Here is a 13,544-nt window from a genome sequence, read left to right on the forward strand (position 1 = left end):
CTCATGTGCCCTGCGCGGGCGCGCGGCGCCGTGGCCCGGAGGCGCGCAGTGCCTGAGCCCCGGATACTGCTCCTGTCCAACAGGGACCCGGAGGAGGCCGTCGACGAGCCACCACTGGCGCAGCGGGTGGGGAGCGGCCGGCTCCGGCTCGGCCGGGCGGACGGCAGCGCGGCCGTCGCCGAGAGCGTCCTCGCGACCCTCGCCGCGGCCCCGGGCGCGCGCGTGGCGCACCGGCCCGTGCTCCGGCCGAGCGAGGTGCTCGCGGCCATCGGCGATCATCGCCCCGACGTGATCTTCAACCTGTGCGAGGCGCTCGACGGCGACAGCCGCCACGAGGTCATGTGCGCGTGGCTGCTCGCGGGGCTCGACCTCCCCTTCACGGGCAGCGATCACGTCGCGCTCCGGAGCTGCCTGCACAAGGGCGAGGCGAACCGCATCCTCGCGCGCGCCGGCGTGCGCGTGCCCGAGACGGTGCGGGTCGACGGCCCGGATCGCATCCCGGACGTCGCCTTCCCGGCCATCGTCAAGCCGGAGCGCGAGGACGGCTCGACCGGGATCGACCGGGGCTCCGTCGTCCGCGATCGCGCCGCGCTCCGCGACCAGGTGGCCGCGGTCGTCGCGCAGTGCCGCCAGCCGGTCGTGGTGCAGCGCTACGTGCACGGGCGGGAGCTCTCGGTCTCGCTGCTCGGCTGGCCCACGCCGCGCGTGCTGCCGCCCGGCGAGATCACCTTCCAGGGCCTGCCCGAGGGGCACCCGCACGTCGTCACGTACGAGTCGAAGTGGCGCCCGGAGACGGCCGCGTCGATCGGCACGCCCTCCACCGCGGCGGTCCTGCGGCCGCTCGAGCTGCGCCGGGTGGTCGCCGTCGGCCGCCGCGCCTTCGAGGTGCTCGGGCTGCGCGACTACGGCCGCGTCGACGTGCGGCTCGACGAGCGCGGGACGCCGTACGTCATCGACGTCAACCCGAACTGCGACCTCTCGCCGGACGCCGGCTTCGCGCGCGCGGCGGCGCGCGCCGGCCTCTCCTACGCCGACGTGATCGGGGAGATCCTCCGCGCCGCGCTCGCCCGCGGCCCGCGCCACGGCGATCTCCTGCGCGCGCGCGGCCGCGCTCCGGCGCGGGGCCGCGCTCGCGTAGGGGCGCGCTCCGCTGCGCGCGGCGCCCTCGCCGCCGCGCCCGAGGCGCCGTGATCGCGCAGCGCGGCCTCCGCCCCGAAGACCGGCCGCTCATCGCGGAGCTGCTCGAGTCGCTCCCGGCGTTCACGGCCGACGAGCGCGCGGTGGCGCTGGAGCTCGTCGACGTGACGCTGGCCCAGCCCTCGTCGGACGGCTACCGGTTCGTGCTGAGCTTCCACGGCGCGCCGGGCGGCGGCGGAGCGCCCCGGCTGGCGGGGTACCTCTGCTACGGCCGCACGCCGATGACGCAGTCCACGTACGACCTGTACTGGATCGCGACCTCGCCGGACTTCGCGCGCTCGGGGGTGGCGCGCGGGCTCGTCGCCACGATGGAGAGCGAGATCGCGCGCGAGGGCGGCGGCCTCGTGCGCGTGGAGACGGGCAGCCGGGAGGGGCACGGCGCGGCGGTGCGCTTCTACGACGCGGTGCAGTTCGCGCGGGCGGCGGTCATCGAGGACTTCTACGCGCCGGGCGACGATCTCATCGTCTACACGAAGCGGGTCGCCCCGGCGCGCGCCTCGGCCGCGCCCCCGGCCGGCAAGGGGGCGCGCGCCGCCTCGCCGGCCGCGCCGGGCGAGACGCCCGCGCCGTGCGAGCCGGCGCTCTACGACGCGGCCTTCGGCTACCGCGACTACGCCGCGGAGCGCGACTTCCTGCTCGCGTGCGCGCGCCGCTTCGGCGCCCGCCCGGTGCAGCGCGTGCTCTCGTGGGCGTGCGGGCCTGCGCGGCACCTGGAGGCGTTCGCCGAGCTCGGCGTCGGCTGCGCCGGCGCGGACGGCTCCGCGGCGATGATCGCCTACGCCGAGCGCGCCGCGCGCGCCCGCGGCGCCGGCATCCGCTTCTGCTGCGCGGAGCTCGACGAGCGCCCCGACGTCGCGCCGGTCGATCTCTCGTTCGTGCCGCTCTCGGCGATCCACCAGCTGGCCACGCCGGCGGCGCTCGAGCGCCACCTCCGGCTCGCGGCCTCGCTCCTCTTGCCGGGCGGCGTCCACGTCATCGAGGCGACGCACCCGGCCGATCTCACGCCGTCCGGCGTGAACCGGACCGAGTGGACCGAGCTGCGCGGCGACCAGTCGCTCGACGCCCGGTTCCGCATCCACATCGAGCGGGCCACGCCCGATCGCGCGGTGCCGGTGAGCCTCGAGGTGGTCTGCTCGGCCCGGCGCAACGGCGGCGCGCCGCGGGAGCTCTCGTCGTTCCGGCAGGAGGCGACCTGGTACATCCCGGACCTGGCCGGCTGGCGGCGCGTCGCGGAGCGGGTGCCGGAGCTCTCGCTGGTCGCGACGCTCGGCGACTTCAACGTCGACGTGCCGTTCGAGCACGTCGCCGCGTGGCGGCTGATCCTCGTGCTGAAGCGCCTCTGATCGCCCCCCGGCGCCGCGCGGCGCCCCCGGCCGGCGCGCCGCTCAGTTCAGGTCCCAGAAGTACTTGCCCCCGCTCGGCGGCGGCTCGTCCTCGCCCCCCTCGGGCCCGCCGCCGTCCCCAGACCTCGTGATGTGCATCACTTCCTCGAGCGAGCTCGCCTCGTCGCGCCAGTACGCTTCTGTGCCGAAGTGCGGGAAGGTCCTCGGGAAAATGGGATCGTGCCACCGCCGCGCGATCCAGGCGGCGTAGTGGATCAGGCGGAGCCCTCGCAGCGGCTCGATCAGGCCGAGGGTCGAGCGGTCGAAGCGGCGGAGCTCCTCGTAGCCCTCGATGAAGAGCTCGCGCTGCCGGCGGGCGGTCGCGTCGCGGCCGGGGAGGAGGAGCCAGAGGTCTTGCACGGCGGGGCCGACGACCATGTCATCGAAGTCGAGCACGCGGAGGGCGCCGTCGCGGAGGAGCAGGTTGCCCGGGTGCAGGTCGCCGTGGATGCGGTGCACGTCGACGCCGCGCAGGCGCTCCTCGGCCGCGTCGGCGACGGCGCGCGCGGCCGCGAGGTACCGCGGCGCGACGGCGGCGGGGATGACGTTGCGCTCGGCGAGCCAGCCGAGGTCCTCGCGCGCGTACGAGTCGGCGGAGAGCCGGACGCGGTGCTCGGCGGTCCGCTGCGCGCCCACGTTGTGGATGCGGGCGGCGAGCCTGCCGAGGCGCACGAACAGCTCGTCTCCGAGCTCGTCGGGGGCGCGGCCGCCCATGCGCTCGAAGAGGCAGTACTGGATGTGGTCGATCTGCTTGAGCGTCTCGCCGTCGGGGAACGGGCGCGTCGGGCAGACGGGGATCTCGGCGTCCGCGAGCTCGGCGAGGAACCGGTGCTCTTCGAGGATCTGCTCGCGGGTCCAGCGCCCTGGCCGGTAGAACTTCGCGACGATGCGGGTGCGGTCCTCGAGCTCGACCTCGTAGACGCGGTTCTCGAACGAGTTCAGCGGATAGCAGACGCGGTTGCAGAAGACGCCTGCGGCCTCGACGGCCTCGATCACCTTGTGCGGGGTCAGCGAGAGGAAGAGGTCGGTCGGGGTGGTGGAGCTCATGGTCGGGGCGTCGGGGTGGGGGAGGGTCGGGTAGGGGGTGGAGTCGGGTAGGGGGTGAGGACCGCGGTGGCGGGGCTGATCTATCCGGACGTGGAGTTGAGCGCCAACCGGCGCTGCGCTCGATGAGAAGTTTCGCCGCGCGCTCCCGGGATCCCTGGATCCCCAGGGCGAGCGAGGCGCGGCGAGGCGGGCAGACCGAGGCAGCGCGCCGCCGGATCGGCCGGGCCGAGCGCCGCGGCGGCGAGCGGGCGGGCGGCGTGGTGGCGCTGTGTCCGGTGGGGCCGTGATACGCTAGCCTCGGATCGCATGATGGACGAGACGCAGCTGTCCTTTCCTCACCTCGAGATCACCAAGCTCGAGGCGATGGTCGAGATCATGTTCCTCGCCGCGTACGCTGACGGATCCATCAACGAGGCCGAGCGCGCCGAGCTCACGGCGCACGCGGCGGCGATGAGCGCGGGCCGCCTCGGGGCGGAGGTCGTCGAGGCGCTCATCTCGATCATCGAGCGCTCGGTGCGCGAGGAGGGCAGGAATGGCCGCTTCGCGGCGCTCCGCGCGCGCCTGCCCGACGTGCGGATGCGCGAGGCCGCGATCGAGCTGGCGGTCCGGCTGGTCGCCGCCGACGGCGTGATCCACGAGAGCGAGCACGCGCTGCTCGTCGAGGCGGCGGGGGCGCTGGAGGTGCCGATCGCGTTCAAGGGGCGCGTCGTCTCCGGCTCCGCGCGCTGAGCCGCGCGAGGCGCGCGGGGAGGCCGGCGCGCGCGCCGCGCGCTGATCGGCCCCGGCTGCGCCGCGAGGGGCAGGGGGGCTGACACCCGACGCCGATGTGCTCGTCGCCCCCAGGCGCCGTGCGCAGGGAATGCGCTCTGCTACAACCCTTGCGCCGGCCGTCGCGCGCTGCCCGGGGCCGCTCCAGGCGGCGGCGCCCCGAGGGCGTGAGGCGCGCTGATGGCGAGGGGCGCCGGATCTGAGGCCTCGACCCCGCACCTCGGCGCCGAGACGGGCGCGAAAGAGGCGCATTTACGGCGGTTTTTGTCGGCCTGATCCTTGCAGTACCCGTGGGCCAGAGGGCCAGAGCAAGGTCATGGACACCCGACGAACCGACAGCTCCACGACGCCACATGGCGCATCGATGGATCCCGCCTCGAATCGATCTCGTCCCCCGAGCGGGGGCAGAGCTTCTTCTCCGCGCGCGTACCGCTCGCCGCGATCTCCGCGCTGGTCATCGGCGCACCGCCCACCGTTCGATCCCGTCGATCTCCGGACGTCAGGCCGGCTGTCGCGGCCGTCCGCCTCGGTAAGGCGTCCTGGCGGCGAGGTCGTGCCGCTGGAGCCGGCGAGCGACACCCCGGCCGCGCCGGCGAGCGTGCCGCCTGCCACGCTGCGGGCGGGGCTCGCCGGCGTGTCGCCTGCTGTCGCCCTGCCGGCTCCGGCGACCGACGCGCCGGCCGCCGCGCTGCGGCGCTACGCCCCAGGCGACGTCCTGGCGGGGCGCTATCGCCTCACGGAGCTGATCGGCGAGGGCAGCATGGGCGCCGTCTGGAAGGCGCGGAACGTCGCCCTGAACCTCGATGTCGCGCTGAAGCTCATCCGTCGTGACTGCGCGGTCCCGGAGGCTGCTTCGCGGCTGCTCAAGGAGGCGCAGGCGACGGCGCGGGTGTCGCACCGCGCGGCGGTGCGGGTGTTCGATCTCAGCTTCACCGAGGAAGGGGAGCCGTTCGTCGTGATGGAGCTCCTCCAGGGCCGGTCGCTGGCCCAGGTGCTGGCCGAGTCGGGCGCGATGTCGCCCATCTCCGCGGTCCAGCTGCTCTTGCCCGTGATCGGGGCGCTCAGCGCCGCGCACGGCGCGGGGGTCGTGCACCGGGACGTGAAGCCCGCGAACATCGTGCTCGTGCGCGACGGCCGCCGGATGGTCCCCAAGCTGATCGATTTCGGGATCGCCTTCACGGCGACGCGCGCGGTGGACGGCGGGCAGAAGGAGGCGCTGGTCGGGAGCCCGGCGTATATGGCGCCCGAGCAGGTCCGCGGCGGGCAGGAGTCGGACGCGCGCTCCGACGTGTGGAGCGTGTGCGTGGTGCTCTACGAGCTCGTGACCGGCCGGCGGCCGTTCGGCGGGCCGGGGAGCATCTCCATCGTGCACGACGTGCTGCGGGTCGATCCGCCGCGCCCGGAGGTGTTCGAGGCGCACCCGCGGCTCTGGGAGATCGTCGAGCGGGGGCTGGCCAAGTCCCCCGACGGGCGGTTTCCCGCGATGGCGGCGCTGGGGCGGGCGCTGGCCCAGTGGGCGATCGCGGCCGGGGTCGCCCACGACGTGACGGGGGCTTCGCTCGTCGATTACTGGCTGCCCTCTTCCTGATCTCCAGACATCGGCCCTCCCCGCGCCGCGCGAAGGGCCGCCTCTCCTCGGGCCGGCTCAGTACTGCAGGTCGCAGCCTTTCGAATCGGCGAAGGCCTTCAGGGTCTCGAGCTCGGTCGGGGTCGCGTCGCCGTAGGCCCAGCTGATCGCGCCGGCATAACCCTGGTTGTACCAGCTCTCCAGGAGCGTCGACAGGGTGGCCGTGGCCAGGCCGGCGATGGGGAAATCGGCCATGACGACCGGCTTGTCCGTGATGCCGTAATCCGCGGGCGACTGGTTGTAAGGCCAGTAGCGGTTGACCCGATCGTTCATGTGAAATGTGTAGAAATCGACGTCGGTGGTCGTCCATGCGCGCGCCCACTTCATCGAGGCCGAGCCGATCGTGACGAGCGCCCTGCTCTCCGCGCGCAATACCCCGATCGTGTCGCGGAGGAAGGCCTCCATCTGCTCGTGCGCGATCGGCTCCACCTGGGGATCCGGGTCGTAGTCGGGGTCGCCGTACGGGCTCGGGCCGGTCATGGCCAGCTCGGGCTCGTTGATGACGTCCCAGGCGACCATCCGGTGCCGGTACGGGCTCTGCTCGACCGCCTGGGCGAGCGGCCTGACGACGTTCTCCAGGAGCGCCGCGCGCCGCTCGGCGTCCGTCACGAGCGGGGCAATGCCGACCGTCCTCACGCCGGCGTCGACCCGGGTCGCATGGAAGTTGTCGAAGGAGAAGAGACAGAACATGAGGTGCACGTCCGCCTGCTCGGCGAGCTCGAGCGCCTTCTCGACGTCGCCCCGCGTCGTCCCGCCGAGGCCGGTCGGGGTGTCGTTCGCGTCGAAGACGACGCCCTCACCCCGGAGCTCCGGCAACATCCACCACCGCACGAAGCTCGCCCCGTGCGCGCGGATGCCGGCGAGGTTCTTCGCATGCGTCTCCGCCTCGGCCGCGACGCCGCGCTTGTCCCACGCGGCAATGCCGCCGAAATCGCCGGCGAAGTTGTGCCACGCATAGTTCATTCCGAACATGAAGCGCGTCTTGCAGCCGATCTTGATTCCACCCTTCTCCGCAGGGCACTCGTCGACACACTCCACGACGCCGCCCTGGCCGCCCTGGCCGCCCTGCCCGCCGCCCTGGCCCCCGTGACCGCCCTCGGAGGGGGCGCTCCCCCCGCCGCCGTCCTTGCCCGCCGCCGCGCCTCCAGGCGATCTGCCCGCCGAACAGGCGGCGAGGAACAGCGCGGCTGCTGCGGTGAGGGCGCGGTGACCGGGTATGCAACGAGCGGTGCGCATAAGGATAACGGAGCGATGGTACGCTCGCCGGTCCACGAGCGCCATCCGAATCCCTGCCTCGCCGGCCGAGAGCAGCCTTTCGCGAGATCGCGTGAGCGGCGTGCAATGCCTCTGTACGACAGAGGTCGTCTGCCCCACGAGCCGCGCGCGCCGCCTGTGGGGTGGAGTGGGAGCACGCGAAGCCAGGCGCGCGGGCGGGGCCGCCGAAATGGGGGCGAGCGGGCCGCGCCGGCGGGCGCCGCGACGCGAGCAGGCCGGGCGGGGGCGCGGCGCGGCGCCGGCCGGGTCCCCCTTGAAACCTGCTTCCCCGGCCGGCTATTGGAGGGGCTCGGGCGCCGCTCGGGCCCCGAACGCCCCGCTTGCGGGAGGAGAACCACCGATCATGAAAGCGCGCGCAGCCGTGGCCCACAAGGCCGGCGAGAAGCTCACGGTCGAGGACGTCCAGGTGGAGGGCCCTCGCGAAGGCGAGGTCCTCATCGAGATCAAGGCCACCGGCGTCTGTCACACCGACGCTTACACCCTCTCGGGCAAGGATCCGGAAGGCCTCTTCCCCGCGATCCTCGGCCACGAGGGCGCGGGCGTCGTCGTCGACGTCGGCCCGTCGGTGAAGAGCGTCAAGAAGGGCGATCACGTCATCCCCCTCTACACGCCCGAATGCCGGCAGTGCTCTTACTGCACCAGCGGAAAAACCAACCTCTGCCAGGCCATCCGCGCCACGCAGGGCCGAGGGCTCATGCCGGACGGAACGAGCCGCTTCTCGATCGGCAACGAGCGGATTCACCATTACATGGGCACGTCGACGTTCTCGAGCTTCACCGTCCTGCCCGAGATCGCCGTCGCCAAGATCCGCGAGGACGCGCCGTTCGACAAGGTCTGCTACATCGGCTGCGGCGTGACGACGGGGATCGGCGCCGTCATCAACACCGCGCAGGTGCGGCCCGGCGACAACGTGGTGGTCTTCGGCCTCGGCGGCATCGGGCTCAACGTGATCCAGGGCGCCCGGATGGCCGGCGCCGACCTCATCATCGGCGTCGACATCAACCCGAAGCGCCGTGAGCTGGCCGAGAAGTTCGGCATGACCCACTTCGTCAACCCGAACGAGGTGCAGGGAGATCTCGTGCCCTACCTCGTCGACCTGACCCGGGGCGGCGCCGATTTCAGCTTCGAGTGCATCGGCAACGTCAAGGTGATGCGCCAGGCGCTCGAGTGCTGCCACAAGGGCTGGGGGACGAGCATCATCATCGGCGTCGCCGGGGCCGGCGAGGAGATCTCCACGCGCCCGTTCCAGCTCGTCACCGGGCGCGTCTGGAAGGGCACCGCGTTCGGCGGCGCCAGGGGGCGCACCGACGTCCCCAAGATCGTCGACTGGTACATGGAGGGCAAGATCAAGATCGACGAGCTCATCACCCACACGATGCCGCTCGACGACATCAACCGCTCGCTCGACCTCATGCACAGCGGCGAGTCGATCCGCAGCGTCGTGCTCTTCTCCTGAAGCGCGCCTCTCCGTCGCGCTTCTCCCTCCGAGTCCCTCTCATTCCCTTCCATTCCCGATCACGCGCGCTCTCCCGCGCCGCGCGAGGAGGGAGCGCGGCCGGCCGCGGCGCTCGGCCGCGAGCGTGACCGTCGGGGCGGACGCGCGCGCCATCGCGCCTGCGGGCGAGCTCGCCTTGGCCGCGGCGCGGGCGCGCGGCGGCCGGCCACGTCCGGTCAGCGGCCATCGGGGGCAGGTGTCGGTGCCCTGCCGGCGCCGACGGGTGCTGCAAAAATGCTGACCCCTGTGACATCATCCGCCGCCATGGTCCATGTCACTTCCCTGGCGGGGTTGCCCGCCAACGCCCTCGCCGAGTCGACCTCGGGGACCGCGGCCTGCGATGCTGTCGTCCTCGTCGCGCCGTCGCCGATCGCGAAGCACGCAGGGGGGCTCGGGCCCACGGTCGGCGCGGTGGTCGATGCGGCCGCGCGCGTCGACTGCGCGCTGGAGGGCAAGTGTGCGCCGCTCGTCCTGCCGGCGCCCGGCGTGCCCGGCGGGCGCCTGGTGCTCGCGCCGACAGGGGCGCTCTCGGAGGACGTCGATGACGTCCGCTCCATCGCGGAGGCGGCGGCCGCCGGCTTCGCGCGGGCGGTGGAGGCGGGGGCGAGCCGGCCGCTGCTCGTCGTGCGCGCGCCGTCCGCGCCGCGGTTCGCGCGGGCGATCGAGGTCGGCGCCCTGGCGGCGCTCGGGAGCCAGTGGACCCCGCTGGAGGCGCGCGAGGCGGAGATGGCCCCGCGCTCGGCCGAGTCGCTCGCGGTGCTCGGGCTGCCCGAGTCGCGCGCCCGCGAGATCGCGGCCATCGAGGTCGGCCGCGCGCTCTGCCGCGACATCACCGGCACCGAGCCGGAGCGGATGGCGCCCCGCCGCGTCGCCGAGATGTGCGAGGCGGCGTTCGCGAGGACGGGCGTGCTCGTCAAGATCGAGCGCAACGTCGACGACTACCCGCTGATCAGCGCGGTCTCGCGGGCGTCGCGGGTGGTCGAGCGGCACCGGCCGTGCGTCGTGCGGCTCGACTACCGGCCTCGCGGGGAGATCCGGCGCACCGTGCTGCTCGCGGGCAAGGGCGTCACCTACGACACCGGCGGCGTCGACCTGAAGACCGACGGGCACATGGCCGGGATGTCCCGCGACAAGGGCGGCGCCGGCGCGGTCGCCGGGCTCGTGCGCGCGGCCGCGGCGCTCGGCCTGGAGGGCGTGCGCATCGTCGGGCTGCTCGGGCTCGCGCGCAACAGCATCGGCGAGGAGTCGTACGTCAGCGACGAGATCATCCGCAGCCGCGCCGGCGTGCGCGTGCGGATCGGCAACACCGACGCCGAGGGGCGGCTCATCCTGGCCGACCTGCTCGCGCTCGCGCGGGAGCTCGCGATGAGCGGCGCCGCCGACCCGATCCTGTTCTCGGTCGCGACGCTGACGGGGCACGTCTACCGCGCCCACGGCCCGTACACGGGCGCGATCGGCAACGCCGCCGCGCGGCCCGAGCTCGACCGGCTCGACGTCCTCGCGGAGCGCTGGGGCGAGCCGATGGAGCGCGTGCGGCCGCGGCGCGAGGACTACGCGTTCGTCGCGCCGCGGTCGAGCGCCGAGGACGTGGTCTCGTCGAACCGCCTCGCCTCGGTGAACACGCCGCGCGGCCACCAGTTCCCCTTCGCGTTCCTCGACATCGCCTCGGGGCTCAAGGGGGGGACGCTCCCGTTCATCCACCTCGACATCGGCGGCGTCAGCGTCGAGTCCGCAGACTGGCAGTTCGGCCGCCCCACCGGCGTCCCCATCCCCAGCCTAACCGCCTATCTCTCCGGTGAGTCTTAATCTTAGGGGCACACCCGCTTCGGATACGGGCCCATCTCGACGTTTTCGGTGCTGGTAGACTTAGGGGCACACCCGCTTCGGATACGGGCCCATCTCGACGTTTTCGGTGCTCGGCGTACAGGAAGTACGCCTGCGCGCCGAAAACGCCGATCTGGGCCCGTCTCCTGTGCGGGTGTGCCCCGGCAACGGTTGGGGGAGAGAGGGAGAGGGGGGAGAGAGAGGGGGTGGACGGAATTGGGGGGGGAGAGAGTCGGCGGGATTCGGAGGGGTTTGCGGGGGGACGAGGGTGTGCGCGCGGGGCGATCGAGGGGGCGGGGAGGTGTCGCTGTTCTCGGGGGGCGAGCGGCGCGCGGGGGGGTGGGGATCCGTTCTTGGCGGCGGGGTGGGGTGGGGCCTGAGCGTTGATGTGCGGAGCGGGATCAGCGCCGGGGGGCGGCGGCGGGCACGTCGCTGGCAAGCTCGGCGGTCATGGGGAGAACTCGCTCGACAACAATCGCCCATCGCGCCCTGATCCGGACCGCGGTCTCCGGAGGACTCGCGCTCGCGACCGCCGCGTGCGGCGCCGGTGAACGGGGGAGCACCCTGGATGCACCGAGTCTGCCGCTGGCAGAGCGCGACAGCGGCGATGTCGTGCCGGCCGCCGCGAGCGACGACGGGAGCGAGCGCGCGGCGCCGGCGCCCGACGCGGCAGGGATCGCGAGCGTGGCGGTCCCGATCGGCAGCACCGGGCTCTCGCGCGGAAGGTCGACGGCGGTCGTCAAGGCGCCGCTGGAGCGCGTGCGCGCCACCGTGCTCTCGTTCGAGCGCTATCCGGAGTTCATGCCCCACTACAAGAAGTGCCGAGTGCTCGGGCGCACGCCAGCAGGCGGATGGGATATCTACATGGAGGTCTCGGCGCTGCAGGGCGCCGTCACGATGTGGGCCCGCATCGAGATCCAGAAGCGCGCCCTCGTGGAGGGGGTCGAGACCTACTCGTCACGCTTCGTCGCCGGCAACGTGAAAGACCTCCAGGCCACCTGGCAGCTGGAGAAGATCGACGGCCGGACGACGCGCGTGTCCCTCGAGGTCTTCCTCCAGCCGAAGCTGCCGCTGCCGAAGAGCCTCCTCAACGCAGAGAACCTGGACGGCTCGGCGCGCGCCGTCGCGGCCGTCCGGGCGCGCGCCGAGCAGGCGCAGGACGGGAGCCGCTGACGCTCGCCGGAGCGAGGCCGGCGGGGCGCGCTCCCAGGGGCGCTCGCCGCCCGCGCCGCTCGTCAGGGCATCCGGACGCTGAGGTTGTCCACCGGCGTCCACGGGCCCTCCGGGGGCGGGGCGCCGAGCGTCCACTTGCGGACCGGCGTCCCGGGGGGCAGGCCGACGTAGTTGTGACGGTGGCGGGACCCGTTCAGGTGCGCGCGGTTGCCCACGAAGGCGCTCAGCCCGGCGGGATCCTCGTTCTGGATGCCGTAAAGCGTGTTCCCCGACAGCGTGTTTCCCTCGACCAGCGCGCGCGCGCAGCCCCGCAGCCAGATCCCTTTTCCGTCGTTGTTGGCGGACTGGCACCCGACGATCCGCGCATCCTTCTGTCGATCGAGCAGGAACCCCGCCCCCTTCCGTGGGTCGCCGCGCGACGGACCGGCGTCGACCGGCGGGGCCGGCGGCTGCACGAACAGGGGGGCGCGGTGGACCGTGTTGCCGTCGGCGATGCAGTCGATGAACGCATTGCCCTCGCCGCCCACGAGGCCGCCCTCCGGGGCCGCGAGCGGCGCCGACGCGATGAACCCGGCCGCGAGCCCGTCATCCTCGGCCGTCCCGCTCGCGTTCCTGTTGCCCACGGCCACGCAGCGCCGCAGCACCACCTGGCCGGTCGCGTGGAGCGCGAAGCCGGCGGCGGGCGCGTTCGCGCCCACGCTGTGGTTGCCCAGCGCGCGGCAGCCCTCGATCGACGCGCGGAACACCGCCCGGCCGATGCGGAAGCCGAGCGCGGAGAAATCGCGGACCGCATCGGCGGACGCGTCCGGGTTCGCGTTGTAGTTCCCGTCCGCCTCGCAATCGACCATCTCGAGGTTGCTCGTCGTCGAGATGTTGAATCCGCACGCCCGGTTGCCGGTGAGCGTGAAGTTCCGGTTCGCCCGGCAGCGCAGGAACTTGTAGTTCTCGCCCCACGCGAAGAAGCCGGCGGGCTCGCCGCCCGACGTGTTGTCGTGCGCCTCGCAGTCCTCCACGAGCACGTTCCGGCAGACGACGAAGTCGGCGCCGACGACGTTGAACTGCACCCCGCTCGGCTCAGCGCTGGTGTTCGCCGTGCGGTTGAACACGCACCGCTTGACCTCCACGTCGTCGCAGAACAGGACGAGCGCGCCCAGCGTCACCACGAAATCGAGCCGGCTCGTGTTCTCCGAGCACACGCAGTCGAGCATCCGGATGTCGGACGCAAAGGCGATGTTGCCCTCGGCGTCCTGCGCGCCCATCACGAAGATCCCGCCGTTGCGGCACAGGAAGGTCGTGTCGATCACCCCGTCGCCGCCGCACCGCGTGACCGACAGGCCGATGAGATCCACCTGGCTGCACGCCCTGGCGACGATCCCCACCCCCTGGATCCCGAGCACGCTGCCGTTCTTGATGACGAGCCGCCGATGCCCCTCGGCGTAGACGCCCACGTTGCCGGAGACGACCTCGCCCCGGCACGGCCGCGCGCTCGGATCCTGGGCGCGGGCGGGCGCCGGAGGGTCGATCTGCCGCAGCGTCCTCCCGCACAGGTCCAGCGTGACATCGTCGCTGGCGATCGTGATCGCCCGCGCGTCCTCGTCCGCCGCCACCCAGTCGACGTCCTCGACCAGCGCGTACTGGCCAGGCGCCGTGATGACGAAGGGGACACGGCGGGTCGGGTCCGGTCCGCCGTTGATGTCCTGCGCGGTGATCGGCGTCCTGCGGCAGCACGCGTCGCCGTGGGGGAGCTCGCTCATGA

Annotated in this window: 11 protein-coding genes; 8 read left to right on the plus strand and 3 right to left on the minus strand. The window is 73.2% G+C overall.

The window, feature by feature from the left end; genetic code table 11:
* Positions 1–48 precede the first annotated feature (48 nt).
* Both WMF20_RS16335 and WMF20_RS16340 read left to right on the plus strand, forming a co-directional pair.
* Positions 49–1,191 (plus strand): D-alanine--D-alanine ligase family protein, encoded by a 1,143-nt coding sequence (locus tag WMF20_RS16335; protein WP_437614688.1) that lies wholly within the window; start codon positions 49–51, stop codon positions 1,189–1,191.
* On the plus strand, positions 1,188–2,540 hold the full coding sequence (locus WMF20_RS16340; RefSeq protein ID WP_129575243.1) for a GNAT family N-acetyltransferase: 1,353 nt from the start codon (positions 1,188–1,190) through the stop codon (positions 2,538–2,540). Before WMF20_RS16335 ends, WMF20_RS16340 begins: the two co-directional genes overlap by 4 nt.
* A 42-nt stretch (positions 2,541–2,582) precedes the next feature.
* On the opposite strand, the gene WMF20_RS16345 is transcribed toward WMF20_RS16340, so the two are convergent.
* Positions 2,583–3,626 carry a serine/threonine protein kinase gene (locus tag WMF20_RS16345; RefSeq protein ID WP_437614690.1) on the minus strand — a complete coding sequence of 348 codons (1,044 nt, stop codon included), beginning with the start codon at positions 3,624–3,626 and terminating at the stop codon, positions 2,583–2,585.
* Positions 3,627–3,748: 122 nt separating this feature from the next.
* Here WMF20_RS16345 and WMF20_RS16350 point away from each other — a divergent pair, with 122 nt between their 5' ends.
* The 3 genes from WMF20_RS16350 to WMF20_RS16360 all read left to right on the plus strand — a co-directional run bounded on the left by WMF20_RS16350 (position 3,749) and on the right by WMF20_RS16360 (position 5,982).
* Positions 3,749–3,913, plus strand: coding sequence for a hypothetical protein (locus tag WMF20_RS16350; RefSeq protein ID WP_437614693.1), 165 nt, complete (start codon positions 3,749–3,751; stop codon positions 3,911–3,913).
* A gap of 19 nt (positions 3,914–3,932) precedes the next feature.
* Positions 3,933–4,355 carry a TerB family tellurite resistance protein gene (locus WMF20_RS16355; RefSeq protein WP_129575245.1) on the plus strand — a complete coding sequence of 141 codons (423 nt, stop codon included), beginning with the start codon at positions 3,933–3,935 and terminating at the stop codon, positions 4,353–4,355.
* Positions 4,356–4,947: 592 nt separating this feature from the next.
* Positions 4,948–5,982, plus strand: a complete 1,035-nt coding sequence (locus WMF20_RS16360) for a serine/threonine-protein kinase (protein ID WP_437614696.1) — start codon at positions 4,948–4,950, stop codon at positions 5,980–5,982.
* Positions 5,983–6,039: 57 nt separating this feature from the next.
* On the opposite strand, the gene WMF20_RS16365 is transcribed toward WMF20_RS16360, so the two are convergent.
* A complete protein-coding gene (locus tag WMF20_RS16365) occupies positions 6,040–7,257 on the minus strand; it encodes a hypothetical protein (protein WP_437614698.1) in 1,218 nt (405 codons plus the stop codon).
* A gap of 382 nt (positions 7,258–7,639) precedes the next feature.
* Here WMF20_RS16365 and WMF20_RS16370 point away from each other — a divergent pair, with 382 nt between their 5' ends.
* The 3 genes from WMF20_RS16370 to WMF20_RS16380 all read left to right on the plus strand — a co-directional run bounded on the left by WMF20_RS16370 (position 7,640) and on the right by WMF20_RS16380 (position 11,788).
* Complete coding sequence (locus WMF20_RS16370; protein WP_437614700.1) at positions 7,640–8,752, plus strand: S-(hydroxymethyl)glutathione dehydrogenase/class III alcohol dehydrogenase; 1,113 nt, start codon at positions 7,640–7,642, stop codon at positions 8,750–8,752.
* 303 nt (positions 8,753–9,055) lie between these two features.
* Positions 9,056–10,597 carry an aminopeptidase gene (locus WMF20_RS16375; protein ID WP_237245386.1) on the plus strand — a complete coding sequence of 514 codons (1,542 nt, stop codon included), beginning with the start codon at positions 9,056–9,058 and terminating at the stop codon, positions 10,595–10,597.
* A 468-nt stretch (positions 10,598–11,065) separates the two neighbouring features.
* Positions 11,066–11,788, plus strand: a complete 723-nt coding sequence (locus tag WMF20_RS16380) for a type II toxin-antitoxin system RatA family toxin (RefSeq protein ID WP_437614702.1) — start codon at positions 11,066–11,068, stop codon at positions 11,786–11,788.
* A gap of 62 nt (positions 11,789–11,850) precedes the next feature.
* Here WMF20_RS16380 and WMF20_RS16385 read toward each other — a convergent pair whose 3' ends face one another.
* Complete coding sequence (locus WMF20_RS16385) at positions 11,851–13,542, minus strand: right-handed parallel beta-helix repeat-containing protein (RefSeq protein WP_437614704.1); 1,692 nt, start codon at positions 13,540–13,542, stop codon at positions 11,851–11,853.
* Between the last annotated feature and the right edge of the window lie 2 nt (positions 13,543–13,544).

The organism is Sorangium sp. So ce834, assembly GCF_051521425.1.
GTDB classification, from domain to species: domain Bacteria; phylum Myxococcota_A; class Polyangia; order Polyangiales; family Polyangiaceae; genus Sorangium; species Sorangium cellulosum_D.